General features: G+C 73.2%; 14 protein-coding genes and 1 pseudogene. 8 read left to right on the top strand and 7 right to left on the bottom strand.

Features of this window, described 5'->3' with window-relative positions:
• The first annotated feature begins 6 nt into the window (after positions 1-6).
• From J7462_RS12040 to J7462_RS32135, 8 genes and pseudogenes are all read left to right on the top strand, one after another.
• Positions 7-1,050: an extracellular solute-binding protein gene (locus tag J7462_RS12040; RefSeq protein WP_219464133.1), complete on the top strand. Its 1,044-nt coding sequence runs from the start codon at positions 7-9 to the stop codon at positions 1,048-1,050.
• A 160-nt stretch (positions 1,051-1,210) separates the two neighbouring features.
• Complete coding sequence (locus tag J7462_RS12035) at positions 1,211-2,284, top strand: ABC transporter ATP-binding protein (protein ID WP_219464132.1); 1,074 nt, start codon at positions 1,211-1,213, stop codon at positions 2,282-2,284.
• Between the two features lie 55 nt (positions 2,285-2,339).
• Positions 2,340-4,121 (top strand): iron ABC transporter permease, encoded by a 1,782-nt coding sequence (locus J7462_RS12030; RefSeq protein WP_308290874.1) that lies wholly within the window; start codon positions 2,340-2,342, stop codon positions 4,119-4,121.
• A complete protein-coding gene (locus J7462_RS12025; RefSeq protein WP_219464131.1) occupies positions 4,118-5,104 on the top strand; it encodes a creatininase family protein in 987 nt (328 codons plus the stop codon). The genes J7462_RS12030 and J7462_RS12025 overlap by 4 nt, the downstream gene beginning before the upstream one ends.
• Before the next feature lie 13 nt (positions 5,105-5,117).
• Positions 5,118-6,128: an amidohydrolase family protein gene (locus tag J7462_RS12020; RefSeq protein ID WP_208568918.1), complete on the top strand. Its 1,011-nt coding sequence runs from the start codon at positions 5,118-5,120 to the stop codon at positions 6,126-6,128.
• A 9-nt stretch (positions 6,129-6,137) separates the two neighbouring features.
• The gene (locus tag J7462_RS12015) at positions 6,138-7,589 is read left to right on the top strand and encodes an argininosuccinate lyase (protein WP_219464130.1); all 1,452 of its coding nucleotides are present in this window, start codon (positions 6,138-6,140) and stop codon (positions 7,587-7,589) included.
• A gap of 103 nt (positions 7,590-7,692) precedes the next feature.
• A pseudogene (locus tag J7462_RS32140) lies at positions 7,693-8,139 on the top strand (ROK family protein); the annotation flags it as partial.
• A 104-nt stretch (positions 8,140-8,243) separates the two neighbouring features.
• A complete protein-coding gene (locus tag J7462_RS32135) occupies positions 8,244-8,606 on the top strand; it encodes an ROK family protein (RefSeq protein ID WP_255597687.1) in 363 nt (120 codons plus the stop codon).
• An 89-nt stretch (positions 8,607-8,695) separates the two neighbouring features.
• On the opposite strand, the gene J7462_RS12005 is transcribed toward J7462_RS32135, so the two are convergent.
• The 7 genes from J7462_RS12005 to J7462_RS11975 all read right to left on the bottom strand — a co-directional run bounded on the left by J7462_RS12005 (position 8,696) and on the right by J7462_RS11975 (position 15,717).
• Positions 8,696-9,322 (bottom strand): lipoprotein, encoded by a 627-nt coding sequence (locus tag J7462_RS12005; RefSeq protein WP_219464129.1) that lies wholly within the window; start codon positions 9,320-9,322, stop codon positions 8,696-8,698.
• 213 nt (positions 9,323-9,535) lie between these two features.
• The gene (gene fabF, locus J7462_RS12000; protein ID WP_208568921.1) at positions 9,536-10,762 is read right to left on the bottom strand and encodes a beta-ketoacyl-ACP synthase II; all 1,227 of its coding nucleotides are present in this window, start codon (positions 10,760-10,762) and stop codon (positions 9,536-9,538) included.
• A 1-nt stretch (position 10,763) separates the two neighbouring features.
• Positions 10,764-11,003, bottom strand: a complete 240-nt coding sequence (locus J7462_RS11995; RefSeq protein WP_067313076.1) for an acyl carrier protein — start codon at positions 11,001-11,003, stop codon at positions 10,764-10,766.
• Between the two features lie 76 nt (positions 11,004-11,079).
• Positions 11,080-12,024 carry a beta-ketoacyl-ACP synthase III gene (locus J7462_RS11990; RefSeq protein WP_208568922.1) on the bottom strand — a complete coding sequence of 315 codons (945 nt, stop codon included), beginning with the start codon at positions 12,022-12,024 and terminating at the stop codon, positions 11,080-11,082.
• Positions 12,021-13,190, bottom strand: a complete 1,170-nt coding sequence (locus J7462_RS11985) for an acyltransferase domain-containing protein (RefSeq protein ID WP_219464128.1) — start codon at positions 13,188-13,190, stop codon at positions 12,021-12,023. The genes J7462_RS11990 and J7462_RS11985 overlap by 4 nt, the downstream gene beginning before the upstream one ends.
• A gap of 133 nt (positions 13,191-13,323) precedes the next feature.
• Entirely contained in the window at positions 13,324-14,514 is a 1,191-nt protein-coding gene (locus J7462_RS11980; protein ID WP_208568955.1) for a CdaR family transcriptional regulator, read from the bottom strand.
• 123 nt (positions 14,515-14,637) lie between these two features.
• Positions 14,638-15,717 (bottom strand): cellulose binding domain-containing protein, encoded by a 1,080-nt coding sequence (locus J7462_RS11975; protein ID WP_219464127.1) that lies wholly within the window; start codon positions 15,715-15,717, stop codon positions 14,638-14,640.
• Positions 15,718-15,730: the final 13 nt, after the last annotated feature.

Below are 15,730 nucleotides of genomic sequence, written 5' to 3'. Positions count from 1 at the left end.
TATCCCATGAGACGTCGACTTCTGCTCGCCGGAGCGCTCGCCACCGTCCTCGCCGCCGGCACCGCCTGCGGCGGCGGCTCGGACGACACCGCTGCGGGTGAGACGGAGAAGCTGACGATCTACACCGCCCGCGACAAGAAGGTCTCCACCTTCGTGGTGGACAAGTTCACCGCCAAGTACCCCGAGTACAAGGGGAAGGTGGAGATCCTCAACCTGGGCGCCCAGGAGATCCTGGAGCGGGTCCGGGCCGAGAAGGCCAACCCGCAGGCCGACGTCTGGTGGGGCGGCACCCAGCAGGGGCTGTCCGCCGGTGCCGGTGAGGACCTGCTCACCGCCTGGCAGCCCGCGTTCGCCGGCAAGATGGACGCGAAGTACAAGGACGCCGAGGGTCGCTGGTTCGGTGAGATCCTGCTGCCCGAGGTCATCATGTACAACAACAAGGCGCTCACCCCGGAGCAGGCCCCGAAGGACTGGGACGACCTGCTGAAGCCGGAGTGGAAAGACAAGATCGTCATCCGGGACGTGGCCGCCTCGGGCACCATGCGGTCGATCTACGCCGCGATGATCATGCGGCAGTCGCCGGACGGCAGCAACCCGCAGCCCGGCTACGACTGGCTCAAGAAGCTCGACGCCAACACCGGCTCGTACGCGGCCAACCCGGCCGACCTCTACCTCAAGCTCTCCCGCCAGCAGGGCACGCTGAGCGCCTGGAACCTGCAGGACATCCTGCTCCAGGCCAACCAGTCCAACATGCCGTTCGGCTACGTGATGCCGGCCTCCGGCGCCCCGGTGCTGGTCGACGGGCTCGCCGCGGTCAAGGGCGGCAACAGCGCCGGCGCGCAGAAGTTCATCGAGTTCCTCTTCGACGACACGCTCCGCGCCGACCTGGCCAAGGACTACTACCAGATCCCGGCCGTGGAGATCGCCCAGCAGCCGGAGTGGCTGGCCCAGCTCAACCTCAAGCCGCTCGACGTCAACTGGGACATCATCGGCAAGAACGAGACCGAGTGGATCAACCACTGGAACAGCCAGATCAAGAACAAGGGCTGACCGTACGGGTGCCGGGGGTCGTCCCGCCCCCGGCACCGCCCGTCGCGCCGCCCACCCGGGCGGCCCGTCTTCGCAACCGTCATCCGTTTCCCCGTGCCCACGGGCCCGGTCCCGCCACCCCGCCCGGCCAGGTCCGGTACCGCATGAAGGAGAGGACATCATGATCGATGTCACGCTGGAGTCGGTGAGCAAGCGCTTCGCGCGTGCCGGCGACACCGCTGCCGTCGACGACGTCGACATCAGCATCGCCGCCGGGGAGTTCTTCACCCTGCTCGGGCCGAGCGGCTGCGGCAAGACCACCACCCTGCGGATGGTGGCCGGGTTCTACTTCCCCACCTCGGGGCGGATCCGGTTCGGCACGGAGGACGTCACCCACCGGCCGCCGAACAAGCGCGACACCGGCATGGTGTTCCAGAACTACGCCCTCTTCCCGCACATGTCCGTCGCGCAGAACGTCGCGTACGGGCTGAAGATCCGCAAGGTGGGGCGGGCCGAGTCCGCCCGGCGGATCGAGGAGGCCCTCGGCCAGGTCCACCTCGCCGGCTACGGCGACCGCCGGATCGACCAGCTCTCCGGTGGCCAGCAGCAGCGGGTGGCGCTGGCCCGCGCGCTGGTCATCCGGCCGCGTACCCTGCTGCTCGACGAGCCGCTGTCCAACCTCGACGCCAAGCTGCGCGAGGAGACCCGGGTCGAGATTCGCCGGATCCAGCAGGAGGCCGGCACCACCGCCATCTACGTCACCCACGACCAGGCCGAGGCGATGGCGATGTCCGACCGGATCGCCGTCATGGAATCCGGCCGGGTCCGGCAGATCGGCGCCCCGCAGGAGATCTACCACCGGCCGGCGACCGCCTTCGTGGCCCGGTTCATCGGCCGCAGCAACGTGCTCGACCTGCCGGTGGTCACCGCCACCGCCGAGACGGTCACCGTGGGCCTGCCCGACGGCAGCGAGACCGCCGTCACCGCCCCCGCCGACCACGGCCTGCGCGCCGGGGACACCGCCCTGGTCTCGGTACGCCCCGAGCACCTCGGGCTCACCTCGGCCACCGAGGCCGGCGCGCTCACCGGCCGGGTGACCGAGGTGGAGTTCACCGGCATGGCCACCAACCTCGTGGTCGAGGTGGCCGGCGAGCCGGTCCAGGTCGCCGCGATCGACGTCCCGGCCGGCATCGCCGTCGGCGACCAGGTCGGCCTGCGACTCAACCGCCAGCGCATGTGGGTGGTGCGCCCGTGAGCGCGAGGAGTGAGCCGGTTTTGCGAGCCCCGCAGTCGCGAACTGAGGTGACGCCGTGAGTACCATTCCCGCCACGCCGAGTCCGGCCACCGTGCCGCCGGTCACCAAGGACCCCGCCCCGCCGCGTGCCGACCGGCCCCGGCGCGGCCTCAACGCCAACTCGCCCTGGTTTCCGTACCTGCTGGTCTTCCCGCTGGCGCTGATCCTCTTCGGCTACGTGGTGCAGCCGATGTTCGCCACCTTCGCCGAGAGTGTCGGGGTGGAGGGGGTGGCCAACTACACGGAGTTCGTCACCGGCTCCGGGGTGGCCCGGTCGGCGCTGCTCACCTCGCTGATGATCTCGGCGGCCAGCGTGCTGCTCTGCGGGATCGTCGGGGTGGCGATGGCCTTCCTGCTCAAGCGCTTCTCGTTTCCCGGCCGGCGGCTGATCGAGGCGATCATCCTGGTGCCGGCGGCGCTGCCGCCGCTGATCGGGGCGATCTCGTTCCAGCTGCTCTACAGCGAGACCGGCATCCTGCCGCGCGGCCTGCAACAGCTCCTCGGCACGGAGAACCCGGTGCTGCCGTTCACCGGCATCGCCGGGGTGCTGGTGGTGCACACCTTCACCATGTACCCGTTCTTCTACCTCGCCGCCTCGGCCGCCCTGGTCGGGATGGACCCGTCGGTGGAGGAGGCGGCCTACAACCTGGGCGCGAGCCGGGTCCGGGTGTGGCGCACCGTGCTGCTGCCGATGCTCACCCCGGCGCTGGTCTCCGCGTCGCTGCTGGTCTTCATGACGTCGCTGGCGTCGTACACCGCGCCGTTGCTGTTCGGCGTGGACCGCACGATGACCATGCAGATCTACATCAACCGCACCAACGGCGACCTGCCGATGGCCTCGACCTACGCGTCGGTGCTGGCGGTGTCCTCGGTGCTGTTCCTGCTCGGGATGCGCTGGTACGAGGGGCGGCGCAGCTACCGCTCCCAGTCCAAGGGCGTCGCCTCGCACCGCCGGGAGATCACCAACCCGCTGGGCAAGTGGCTGGCCCTGGTCGCCTCGGTGCTGGCGACCATGGTGCTGCTCGCCCCGGTGGCGACGATCGCCCTGGTCGCCTTCTCCCGGGACGGCTCGTGGACCACGGAGGTGATCCCGTCGGAGTACACGATGCAGAACTTCGTCACGATCTTCTCCGACCCGGGGGCGTACCGGCCGATCCTCAACTCGTTGCGGATGAGCGTGCTCGCCACGGTCGGCTGCGTGGTGGTCGGCGTGCTGATCGCGTACGCGGTGCGCCGGCTCGACTTCCGGGGCCGGGGGCTGCTCGACGTGGCGGTCATGCTGGCCTGGGCGCTGCCCGGCACGGTGGTGGCGATCAACCTGATCTCCGCGTTCAGCACCGGTAACGCGTTCAGCTTCGGCCAGGTGCTGATCGGCACCTTCTGGATCATGCCGTTGGCGTACTTCGTGCGGTTCCTGCCGTTGGTGTTCCGGTCGAGTTCGGCGACGCTGGCGCAGATCGACCCGTCGTTGGAGGAGGCGGCCCGCAACCTCGGCGCCCCCTGGTGGCGGGCGTTCGGCACGGTCACCCTGCGGCTGATGCTGCCCGGTGTGCTGGCCGGCGCGCTGCTCGCCTTCGTCAACGGGGTGGGCGAGTTCGTCGCTTCGGTGCTGATCTACACCTCGGAGACGGCACCCATCTCGGTCGAGATCAACAACCGGATGTACTCGTTCGAGGTCGGCACCGCCGCCGCGTACGGCATGCTCCAGGTGGTGTTGATCTTCTTGGTGATGGTGTTCTCCGGCCGCCTGCAGAACGGCGGCCGGGCCACCCGGGAGGCGGCGAAGTGGACGGCGTGACCTGGCCGACCGGTGGCGGGCTGCTGCCCGCCACCCGGATTCCCGGTGGCGAGCTGGCCGCCGTCGCGGCGGCGGCCGACTACGCGGTGCTGCCCGTCGGCGCCGTCGAGTGGCACGGCCCGCACCTGCCGCTCGGCACCGACCTGATCCTCGCCGAAGGCTTCGCCGCCGAGGCCGGCGGCACGTCCAGCCCGGCCGCCGGGGCCGGTGGCACGTCCAGCCCGGCCGCCGGGGCCGGTGGCGCTGTCGCGTCGGCCGCCGGGTCCGCGTCGGCCGCCAGCTCCTCGGGGGATACGACCACCGGCTCCCCCGGGCCGCGCGGGGTGCTCTTCCCGGCGGTGCCCTATGCGGCCTGCCCTGGGCAGACCCGGCCCTGGCCGGGCACGGTGTCGATCCGGCCGGAGATCGCCGTCGGCTACCTCGCCGACGTGATCGAGGGGATCGTCGCCGCCGGTTTCCCCCGGCTGCTGATCGTCAACGGCCACGACGCCAACATGTCCACCGTGCGGGCCGCGATGGAATGGGTCTCCGGCCGGCGAACCGCCAGCCTGCTGCTGGTCAACTGGTTCCAACTGGTCACCCCGGCGGAGACCACCGAGCTGTACGGGCCGCTGACCGCCCGGGGGCACGGCGGCGCGTACGAGACCTCCGGGGTGCTCGGGTTCGATCCCGGCGCGGTCCGCCTCGACGCCGTGACCGACCTGCCGCCGAAGCCGAAGCTGCCGGTCGGCCATCCCTACGTGCTGGTCGAGTCCCGTCCCGACCCGTGGCAGGGCTGGTCCGGGCACATCTCGCTGGCCTCCGAGGCGGCCGGCCGGCAGGTCCGCGCCACGGCCGGCGCGCGGCTGCGGGAGATCGTCGCCGCCTGGGTGGCCGCCCCACCGCCCGCCCCGCCCACCGCCGACCCGCTACCCGACGCGGCGGCCGACGGCCCGGCACCGACGGCCGGGCCGGCCCGGCGGCCGGTGACCCTACGACGGTGACCGGGGGAGAGCGGTGAGCGTGGACCGGGGACTCGACATCGTCGACTTCCACCTGCACTTCCGCATCGGCACCGACGAGACGATCCACGCCTGCGAGGACGCCGCCGGGATGCACCCCGGCGGGGAACACGAGCGGGCCGTCCGGGCAGCCGGCTCCGCCCCGTACGCGAAGGCGTGGCGGCAGGCGTGGAGCTTCCCCGACCCCGAGCCGCCCGCCCCACGCTGGCAGGACGAGGCCGACCGGTGGGCCGACGAGCTGCGTGCGGTCGGGGTACGGCGGGCGGTCTTCGTCACCGGCGGCGGCAACGACACCGTCGCCGACGTGGTCGACCGGCACCCGGACCTGCTGCTCGGCTTCGCCCACCACGACCCGTACTCGCCGGGGGCCGCCGCCGAGCTGGAACGCGCGGTGACCGAACGGGGGCTGCGCGGGCTGAAGCTGTTCGCCCCGCTGCTACGCGGCCCGCTGGACCACGCCGACCTGGACCCGCTCTGGTCCACCGCCCAGCGCCTCGGGGTGCCGGTGCTGATCCACATCGGCCACTACGGCAGCGCCGGTGGCCTCTCCTTCGGCCGGTACGGCGGCCCCGACGAGCTGGCCCGGATGGCCCGCCGCTTCCCCGAGCTGAACGTGGTGGTGCCGCACTTCGGCGTCCAGCACGTGCAGGATCTGCTCTTCGCCGCCTGGGGCTGCCCCAACATCCACGTCGACACGTCCGGCTCCAACCAGTGGGTGCGCTGGATGCCGTACAAGCTGACGTTGGAGGACCTGTTCCGCCGCTGCTACGAGACGATCGGCCCGCAGCGCATCGTGTACGGCAGCGACTCGTCGTGGTTCCCGCGCGGCTACGTCACCCGCTACCTCGACGACCAGTTGCGGGTCTGCCGCGAGCTGGGGATGCCCGACGACCACCTCCGGACGATCTTCGCCGGTAACGCCGAACGGCTGCTGGGCCTGACCGACCGACCAGCCGAGAACCCGGGAGCCGGCCCCCGTGCCGCGTCCCGGCCCGGAAGGAAGTAAGGAACCGCCATGAGCGAGCTGACCACCTACCAGCGGCACCACCTGGCCCCGACCTACGACCACCACGTCGGGCGCCTCTACCCGGCGATGGTGCGCGCCAGCCAGGCGCACGTGGTGATGCTGACCGAGCAGGGCCTCGTCCCGGCCGAGCGGGGCGCCCGACTGTTGCGCGGGCTGGCCACGCTGCGCGCCGACGACAGTCCGGCCCCGGCGTTCGACGGCAGCTTCGAGGACACCTACTACCTGCTGGAGTCCACGCTCGCGCAGGCGTGCGGCGTGCCGGCGTCCGAACTGGACGTGCAGATGGCCCGCAGCCGCAACGACCTCGACGCCGGGGTGTTCCGGATGCTGCTGCGCGGCCAGCTCCTCGACGTGCTGGACCGGGTGCTGGCCACCGGCCGGACCGCCCTGGACGTCGCCGACCGGTACGCCGACGTGGTGATCACCGGTTACACCCACCGCCGGCCCGCCCAGCCCACCACCATCGGGCACGCGCTGGCCGGTTACGCCGAGGCGCTGGCCGGTGAGGCCACCGCGTACGCCGACGTGATCGACCAGCTCAACGTCTCGCCGCTGGGGTCCTGCGCGTTCGCCGGCACCGACCTGGACATCGCCCCGGCCCGGGTGGCCGAGCTGCTCGGCTTCGACGGGCTGGTGACCAACTCCTACGAGGCGGTCGCCGGGGCCGACCACCTGGTGCGGGTGGGCACCCTCAACGCCCAGGCCCTGGCCACCGGCGCCCGGCTGGCCCGTACCCTGATGGATTGGCTGACCTGGCAGTGGGTGGCCACCCCCGGCGACTTCACCCAGGGCAGCAGCATCATGCCGCAGAAACGCAACCCGGTGGTGCTGGAGCACCTGGTGTCGATGGCCGGCGCGAGCGCCGCCGACGCCGCGTCGGTGCTCAACAACGTCGGGGCGGCCTGGTGGGAGGACTCCAACAACGCCACCACCGACGTGCAGGTCCGGCTCTGGGACAGCAACGACCGGGCGGACCGGTTCTTCGCCCTGGTCGGCGGCTTCCTCGCCGAACTGGAGCCGCTGTACCCGCCGACCCGGGAGGAGATCGTCGCGTCCGGGGCCACCACCACCGCGGCGGCCGACGCGTTGACCCGGCACGGGGTGCCGTTCCGGGCCGCCCACTCGGTCGTCGGCCGGCTGGTCCGGGCCGGTGCGCCGGACACCTGGACCGCCGAGGGGGTCCGGGCCGCCGCCGCCGGGCTGACCGCCGGGCTGACCGACGACGCCGTCGCCGACCTGATCGCCGCCGCCGTCCAGCCCGACCTGGTGCTGGACCGGGTGCAGGTGGACGGGCCGGGTGCCGCCGCCGTCCGCGCCCAGGTCGGCACCCTGCGGGTCGCGTTCGACGCCGTCGCCGACCGGCTCGCCGCGACCCGGGACCGGCTGGCCCGCGCCGACGAGGCGCTGGACACGGTCGCCGCCGAGGTGGCCGGCCGGTGAGCGCGTCGATCCGACGATCCGGCTCCGGTCCGGCCCGGCTGTCCGGCGGGGCACCGGCGCGACCGCGGTCGACGGTGGTGACCGGGCGGTGGACCAGGTGAGCATGCGACTGGCCGGCCGGGCCGCCGCCGGCACCCGCACCGACGAGCGGCTGCTCGGCATCGACTTCGGCGGCACCAAGATGGCCGTCGGGGTGGCCGACGGCACCGGTCGGCTGCTGGCCCACCGGCGGATCGCCACCCACGCCGAGCGGGGTGCCCCGCAGGCGTTGGACCGGGCGCTGGAGTTGGCGGCCACGCTGGTCGCCGAGGTCGGCGGGCCGCTGGTGGCGGCCGGGGTGGCCTCACCGGGGGTGGTCCGCCCCGACGGCATCGACCTGGCCCCGAACGTGCCCGGTTGGGAGCGGTTGCGACTGGCCGACGCGGTGTCCGCCGCCCTCGGGGTGGCCCGGGTGGCGGTGGACAACGACCTGAACGCCGCCGCCCTGGCCGAGCTGCGCCTCGGCGCGCTGCGTGACGCCGACCCCGGGCTGGTGGTGGGGATCGGCACCGGCGTGGCGGCGGCGGTCACCGTCGGCGGCCGGGTCCTCGCCGGGCATCGGGGGCGGCCGGCGAGATCGGGTACGCGGTGGCCGGCGGCCCCTGGCCGGGCACCATGCTGGAGCTGGACTTCTCCGGCCGGGCGCTGGACCGGTTGGCCGACGAGCTGGGGGTGGCCGGGCACGCGGCCGGGCTGGCCGCCGCCGCCGAAGTGCCCGGCGTGGCCCGTGACGCGCTCACCGCCCGGGTCGACGAGCTGGCCCGGCACCTGGTCACCTGCTGCCTGCTGCTCGATCCACAGCGGGTGGTGCTGGTCGGCGGGGTGGCCGGCAGCGCGCTGATCCGGGGGCTGCTCGTCGACCGGCTGGCCGAGGTGCTCCCGAACCGCCCCGACGTGGTGCTGTCCCGGTTCGCCGACGACGCGGCGCTGCTCGGCGCGGTCACCCTGGCCCGGGAGGCGGTGCCGGCACCCCGCTGACCGGCCACCTGTGCGTCCGGCCGCGAGGGGGCGGACCGGTCGGCCCGTGCGTCCGGCCCACCCTCGGGCGGGCCGGACGCACGGCGCGGTCACTTCGGCAGGTCGGCGCTCGACTTCGCCAGCTGGTACGCCGGCAGCATCTCCTCGAACTCCTCGGTGTCCAGGCCGTCGAGGGTGATCATCAGCGTGCCGTACAGGGTGGACACCAGGATCGCCCGGTTGGGTTCGCCGTCCTCGGTCCAGGTGGCCTCGAAGGCGTCCAGCGGGCCGGCCTTGGTCCGCCGGTACTGCTGCTCCTTCGGGCTGTTGAACGCGGCGAGGTACTTGTCCACGGTGACCTGCGGGTTCAGCGGTGCGGCCCCGGTGATCTGCCAGACCCGCAGGAAACCGATGTTCCCGGCCGGCTTCGCGTCGATCTCGCACAGCGGCACGGCCGGGCCGAGCTTGAGATCGGCCCCGCCCTTCACCGCCTTGACCTTCCACTTCGCCGGCACCGAGAAGGTCATCGACAGCGTGCAGGCGCTGCCTTTCGGGCCGACCGTGGTGGCGGCGGCGGCCGGGGCGACGTCGTCGTACCACGGTGGACCGGCGGCGACCGGCGAGGCGGTCGGGCTGGTCGACGGCGCGGGCGTCGTCGCCCGCTCCGTGGTGTCACCGGCGCAGCCGGCGGTGAGGGTGAGGGTGAGCGCGGCAAGTGCGGTCGTACGTCGGATCATCGTCCCGTTTCCCCGTTGGAGTTGCCGCCGTCGGTTGCGGTGGCCGACGGATGCTAGCCGACGGATGGCTGGCCCTGCTGACCGTTTGCGGCGACCAAGCCCATGATCACTGTGCGGTTGCCGCAGATCCGCCCCACCGCTCGCCGTCCGACCACGCTGGACGCCGACGGCCCGGCACCCCGAGGGGGCCGGGCCGTCGGACTGCTGCTGCCGTCAGGGGCGGGTGAAGACCAGGGCGACGTTGTGGCCGCCGAAGCCGAACGAGTTGTTCAGCGCCGCCGGCACGTCCAGGTGGCGGACCTTGTTCGCGGCGACGTCCATGTCGAGGCCGTCGTCCGGGTCGTCCAGGTTGATCGTCGGCGGGATGACGCCGTCGCGGATGGTCAGGATGGTGGCGATCGACTCCAACGCGCCGGCCGCGCCGAGCAGGTGCCCGGTCATCGACTTGGTGGCGGTCAGCACCGGATGGTCACCGAGCGCCCGGTGCAGCGCCTTGATCTCGGCCAGGTCGCCCACCGGCGTCGAGGTGGCGTGCGCGTTGACGTGCACGATGTCGGCCTTGGCCACGTCCGCGTCGGCGATCGCCTTGGCGATGGCCCGGATCGCGCCGGCCCCCTCGGGGTGCGGCTGGACGATGTCGTACCCGTCGGAGGTGATGCCCGCACCGGCGAGCCGGGCGTAGACGTGCGCGCCCCGGGCGGCGGCGTGGTCGGCGCGCTCCAACACCAGGATGCCGGCGCCCTCGCCGAGGACGAAGCCGTCGCGGCTCTTGTCCCACGGCCGGGAGGCCTGCTCCGGCTCGTCGTTACGGGTCGACATGGCCCGCATGGAGCTGAACCCGGCGATCGGCAGTGGGTGGATGACCGCCTCGGTGCCGCCGGCCACCACCACGTCGGCCCGACCGGACCTGATCATGTCCAGGCCGAGTGCGATCGCCTCCGCGCCGGTCGCGCAGGCGCTCGCCACCGAGTGCACCCCGGCCTGCGCGCCCAGCTCCAACCCCACCCAGGCGGCGGGACCGTTGGGCATCAGCATCGGGATGGTGTGCGGGGAGACCCGGCGCGGGCCGGACGCCTCCAGGATGTCGTCCTGCGCGAGCAGGGTCAGGGCGCCCCCGATGCCCGAGCCGACGCTGGCCCCCAACCGCTCCGGGTCGAGCCCGGAGTCGGCGAGCCCGGAGTCCGCCCAGGCCTGCTGCGCCGCGATGAGCGCGATCGCCTCGGAGCGGTCCAACCGGCGCAGCTTGACCCGGTCCAGCACCTCGGTCGGTTCCACCGCGAGTTGGGCGGCGATCCGGACCGGGAGCTGGCCGGCCCACTCCTGGGTGAGCGGACCCACCCCGGAGCGGCCGGCGAGCATGGCGTCCCAGGTCGACGCGACGTCCCCGCCCAGCGGGGTGGTCGCGCCGAGCCCGGTGACGACGACGTCGATGCGACTCATCTCAGGACTGCGCCTCGATGAAGCTGACGGCGTCCCCGACGGTCTTCAGGTTCTGCACCTCGTTGTCCGGGATCTTGACGCCGAACTTCTCCTCGGCGGCGACCACGACCTCCACCATCGACAGCGAGTCGACGTCGAGGTCGTCGGTGAAGGACTTCCCCTCGGCCACGTCGTCCGGGTTCACCCCGGCAACCTCTTCGAGGATCTCGGCGAGGCCGGAGGTGATCTCGTCACGGGTCATTGCGGTGGGTTCCTCTCATCGGGGTTTGTTCTCCGCCGGATGGCGGTGCGCCGCGGTCGCCGACCACGGCGGGTCTTCAGGGGCAGCGGACGACCTGACCGGCGTAGGTCAGACCGCCGCCGAAGCCGAACAGCAGCACCGGTGCGCCCGAGGGCACCTCCCGGCGCTCGACCAGCTTGGACAGGGCCAGCGGCACGCTCGCCGCCGAGGTGTTGCCGGACTCGACGATGTCCTTGGCGATGATCGCCTGCGGGATGTTCAGCCGCTTGGCGATGCCGTCGATGATCCGCGAGTTGGCCTGGTGCGGCACGAACGCGGCCAGCTCGGACGGGTCGACGCCGGCCTTCTCGCACGCCTGCAGGGCCAGCGGGGCCAGCGCGGTGGTGGCCCAGCGGAACACCGACTGCCCCTCCTGCGCGATGTACGGCCGCCAGCCCTCGATGCGTACCGCGTCGCTCTTGTCCGGTGCGGAGCCCCACACCACCGGGCCGATCCCGGCCGGCTCGTCGCCGGTGGTGGCGGTGACCACCGCGGCACCCGCGCCGTCGGCGAAGATGATGCAGGTGGAGCGGTCCGTCCAGTCGGTGAAGTCGGAGAGCTTCTCCGCGCCGATGACCAGCGCGTTGCGCGACGCGCCGGCCCGGATGGCGTGGTCGACGGTGCCCAACGCGTAGGCGAAGCCGGAGCAGGCGGTGTTGAGGTCGAACGCGCCCGGGGCGGTGATGCCCAGCTTGGCGGCGACCCGGCAGGCCACGTTGGGGCTGCGGTCGATCGAGGTGCAGGTGGCGACGACCACCAGGTCGATGTCGGCGGCGGTGAGACCCGAGTTGGCAAGCGCCTTGTCGGCGGCGGCGGTGGCCATGTCGGCCACCGTCTCGCCGTCGGCGATGCGCCGGCTGGCGATGCCGACCCGGTCCCGGATCCACTCGTCGTTGGTGTCGACGAACTGGGCGATGTCGTTGTTGGTCACCACCCGGGAAGGCTGGTAGTGCCCGAGGGCGACGATCCGACTGCCGCTCATGCCTGGCCTCCGATGCGGGCGATGGGGCGGCCCGGCGCGACCGGGTCGTCCTGGTGGGCGAGCCACTCGGTGAGCGGGCCGCTGTCGTGGGCGGTCACCTCGACCGGCCCCTGCCGGGTGGTGATCTGCCCGAGCACCTGGCCGGTGCTCAGTTCGGCGCCCTCGGTGAGACCCTCCACCGGGGCGAAGGTGCCCACGGCGGGGGCGACGACGACCCGGGAGCGCGACGTCGGCCGGCGACCGGGCGGACCGCTGTGCCGGGCGATCAGGTCCCGGGCGGCGGGCAGGTCGGCGGGGGTGTTCAGGGTGACGATCTCCGGTGCGCCGGTGGCCTTGAGCTCCCGCTTGACCAGCCCGGCGAGGGTGCCGGCCGGGGGGAGTTCGAGCACGCCGGTGACCCCCAGGTCGGCCAGCGTCCGCATGCACAGGTCCCAGCGCACCGGCGCGGTGACCTGCCGGACCAGCCGGTGGACCAGTTCCCGGCCGTGCGGGACGGCAGTGCCGTCGAGGTCGGAGAGCAGGATCCGGACCGGGGCCGACGGCGTGATCCCGGCGGCGACGACGGCCAGCGCCTGCTCGGCGGGGGCCATGTAGGGGGTGTGGAACGCCCCGGCGACCTGGAGCCGGATGATCCGGGCCTTCGCGGGGGGCTCGGCGGCGAGCTTGTCCAGGGCGTCGAGCGTGCCGGCGGCCACCACCTGGCCACCGCCGTTGCGGTTGGCCGGGTGCAGCCCGTGGGTGGCCAGGGCGGCGAGCACCTCGTCGGGGTCGCCGCCGAGGACGGCGGCCATCCCGGTCGATTCCAGGGAACAGGCGGCGGCCATCTCCCGGCCGCGCACCCCGGCGAGGGTGATCGCCGTCTCGGCGGAGAACACCCCGGCCAGTGCGGCGGCGGCCAGCTCGCCGACGCTGTGCCCGGCGACCAGGTCCACGTCGTGCAGCGGCAGCTGCTCGGCGGCCAGCAGGGCCGAGGCCACCAGCAGCGGCTGGGTGCGGGCGGTGTCGCGGATCTCGTCGGCGTCCGCCTCGGTGCCGAGCCGGACCAGGTCGACCCCGGCCGGCACCGACCACCAACGCAGCCGTGACTCGACGCCACGCAGGGCGAGCCAGGGCGTCAGGAAGCCGGGCTTCTGGGAACCCTGGCCGGGAGAGAGGACGGCGAGCACGTCTATGACTCTTCCCGATACCCCCGGGTAAGCGCTGTGCGGGCTGACACCAAACCGCACTAGAAGTCTTGGAGGTTTCCTACAAACATCGGTGGTGATCGTCGTTCAGCGGTGCTGCTCAGGCTACCCGGGGTCATTTCTGGCTCGGTCCGGGTATCCCGGCCGGCGCGATCGGGTCCAGCCGGCCCACCGTCAGCGCGACCTGGAGGGCGAACGCGTCCCGGGGGGTCAGGGGCGAGAATCCGGTCACCTCGGCGATTCGACGCAGTCGGTAACGCACGGTGTTGGGGTGGACGAACAGGGCACGGGCCGCGCTCTCCAGCGTCCCACCGGCGGCGAAGAAGGCGTCCAACGTCTCCAGCAGTTCGCCGCCGGCACGCACCAGGGCGGCGTACACGTCGTGGCGCAGCCGGCGGCGGGCCTCGGCGTCACCGGCGAGGGCCCGTTCGGGCAGCAGGTCCGCCGCCGGCACCGGCCGGGGCGCGGTCGGCCACGCCGGCGCCGCCCGGTAGCCGGCCAACGCGGCCCGTGCCGAGTCCGTCGCCTCGTCCAGACTGGGTACGGCGGGACCGACCACCACCGGCCCGTCACCGAACCCGGGGAGCAGCTTCTCGGTGGCGGCCATCGGGTCGGCCGCGCCACCGAGCACGATCACCAGCCGGTCGCCGTGTACGCCGCCGATCACCTCCACCCCGATCCGGCGGGCGTACCGGTAGACGGTGTGCAGCACGGCGGACACCTCCCCGCCGGGGGACCGCCCGACGGCCACCGCCACCGGTGGGGCGTCCGCCCAGCCCAGTGCGGCGGCCCGGCTGGCCAGCACGTCGGGGGAGTCCCCGCGCAGCAGGGCGTCGACCAGCAGCGCCTGCAACCGGGCGTCCCAGGAGCCCCGGGACTCGGCGGCGCGGGCGTACACCCGGGCGGCGGCGAAGGCGATCTCCCGGGAGAACCGCAGCACCGCCTCGCGTAGCTGCTGCTCCTCGCCGGGCGCGGCCAGGTGCGACACCTGCTCCTCGACCACGTCGATGGTCACCTTGATCAGCGCGACCGTCTGCTGGAGGCTGATCGACCGGGCCAGGGCCAGCGGCGCGGTGGCGAAGACCTCGTCGGACACCTCCTGGGTGCTGTCGGTGGTGCCACCGCCGGAACCCAGCCACTCGACCAGGGACCGGGCCCCGGCCTGCGCCACCAGCATCACCCAGGAGCGCTGCTCGGCCGGCAGCTCACGGAACCAGGGCAGACTCTCGTCCATCCGGGCCACGCTGGCCGTGGCCAGCGCCCCCGCCGCCCGTTCGATCCGGCGCAGGGTGGCCGTCAGTTCCATCCCGTCCGGCTCGCTCACCGCTCCAGCGTGACATGCCCTGAGCAGGGACTCGACGCCGGCTCCGGGGCGACCCGCCGGGGGCGGGCCACCGGCGGGTCGGGGTGCAGGTCGGCGGTGCGGAGTTCAGCTGGTGACGGTCAGGTGCACCACCCAGCGCACCTGGGGGGACGGGCAGGGGGTCGGCTGGTGCCGGCAGAGGTTGTCGGTGATGGTGGAGACGTCGACCCGGCCGGGGGCGGTCGCCACGTAGCGGGCGATGAGCGGCTGGCCGCTCGGGTAGCCGCCGGTCACCTCGGCGGGCACGACGACCCCGGCGGGGGAGAGCGTCGGGGGCAGGTAGTTGCTGGCCAGGCTCACCACGAGCGTGTCACCGACGCGCAGCGTGAGGTCACGCTGGTTGTCGGGCGCGGAGACGACGACGGTCTGCCCGGCGTCGGTCGGCGGCAGCTCGATGACCGCGACCTGCACCCGCCACAGCACGCTCGCCGGGGCGCACGGCGGGGTGGTGTGCCGGCAGGCGTAGTCGGTGTGGGTGGTCAGCTCGGCGGTGCCCGAGGTCACGGCCCGCAGCGTCGCCACGAGGGGCTGCCCGGTCGGGAAGCCGCCGCTGTTCGACACGGGGGTCAGCGCGTTGCCGGTGGTGGTGACCGGCAGGTAGTCGGCCGGCAGGGTCACGCCCAGCGTCTGCCCGACGTACAGGGTGACGGTGCGCTGGTTGTCGATCTCGCGGACGGTGACGTCGGCCCCGGTCGGCGGGCTGGTGGTGGTCGGCGGGACGGCGTCGTTGGTGCAGCTCGGCGTGGGTGCGGTGGTGGGGCCGGCGAGCTGGACACCGAAGGTGGTCGACGCGCCCGACGGCAGCACCCCGTTGTACGGAGCGTTGGTCGCGGTCGCGGTGCCGCCCGTCGCGGCGATCGAGGTGTTCCAGGACGACACGATCCGTTGGCCGTCGGCGAGCGGCCAGGTGACCGTCCACCGGGTGGCGGTCGCCGACGAGGTGTTCGCGACGGTGAAGGTGACGATCTGGCCGCCACTCTCGCCGCTGCCCCAGCGGGAGTCGACCCGGACCGTGGCGGTGCACCCGCCGGCCGGGGTGGCGGTGGCGGGCGTGCCACTGGCGATCGTGGTCATACCGAGGGCGGCGACGGTGGTGGCGGCGAGGATGCCGCCCGCCGTCAGGACGGACCGCCTGGAAGCGATCATGGCCATTCCTCCG

This window comes from Micromonospora sp. RL09-050-HVF-A (genome assembly GCF_019374995.1).
GTDB classification, from domain to species: domain Bacteria; phylum Actinomycetota; class Actinomycetes; order Mycobacteriales; family Micromonosporaceae; genus Micromonospora; species Micromonospora antibiotica.
The sequence above is the reverse complement of the archived record's forward strand: the minus strand, read 5'-3'. Positions and strand labels throughout refer to the sequence as shown.

What these genes read in the sequence shown, in the direction of transcription:
- J7462_RS11990 (WP_208568922.1), bottom strand. Translation starts at nt 12,024, where the DNA reads ATGAGCGGCAGTCGGATCGTCGCCCTCGGGCACTACCAGCCTTCCCGG.
- J7462_RS12040 (WP_219464133.1), top strand. Translation starts at nt 7, where the DNA reads ATGAGACGTCGACTTCTGCTCGCCGGAGCGCTCGCCACCGTCCTCGCC.
- J7462_RS11975 (WP_219464127.1), bottom strand. Translation starts at nt 15,717, where the DNA reads ATGATCGCTTCCAGGCGGTCCGTCCTGACGGCGGGCGGCATCCTCGCC.
- J7462_RS12005 (WP_219464129.1), bottom strand. Translation starts at nt 9,322, where the DNA reads ATGATCCGACGTACGACCGCACTTGCCGCGCTCACCCTCACCCTCACC.
- J7462_RS11995 (WP_067313076.1), bottom strand. Translation starts at nt 11,003, where the DNA reads ATGACCCGTGACGAGATCACCTCCGGCCTCGCCGAGATCCTCGAAGAG.
- fabF (WP_208568921.1), bottom strand. Translation starts at nt 10,762, where the DNA reads ATGAGTCGCATCGACGTCGTCGTCACCGGGCTCGGCGCGACCACCCCG.
- J7462_RS32135 (WP_255597687.1), top strand. Translation starts at nt 8,244, where the DNA reads ATGCTGGAGCTGGACTTCTCCGGCCGGGCGCTGGACCGGTTGGCCGAC.
- J7462_RS12035 (WP_219464132.1), top strand. Translation starts at nt 1,211, where the DNA reads ATGATCGATGTCACGCTGGAGTCGGTGAGCAAGCGCTTCGCGCGTGCC.
- J7462_RS11980 (WP_208568955.1), bottom strand. Translation starts at nt 14,514, where the DNA reads ATGGAACTGACGGCCACCCTGCGCCGGATCGAACGGGCGGCGGGGGCG.
- J7462_RS12015 (WP_219464130.1), top strand. Translation starts at nt 6,138, where the DNA reads ATGAGCGAGCTGACCACCTACCAGCGGCACCACCTGGCCCCGACCTAC.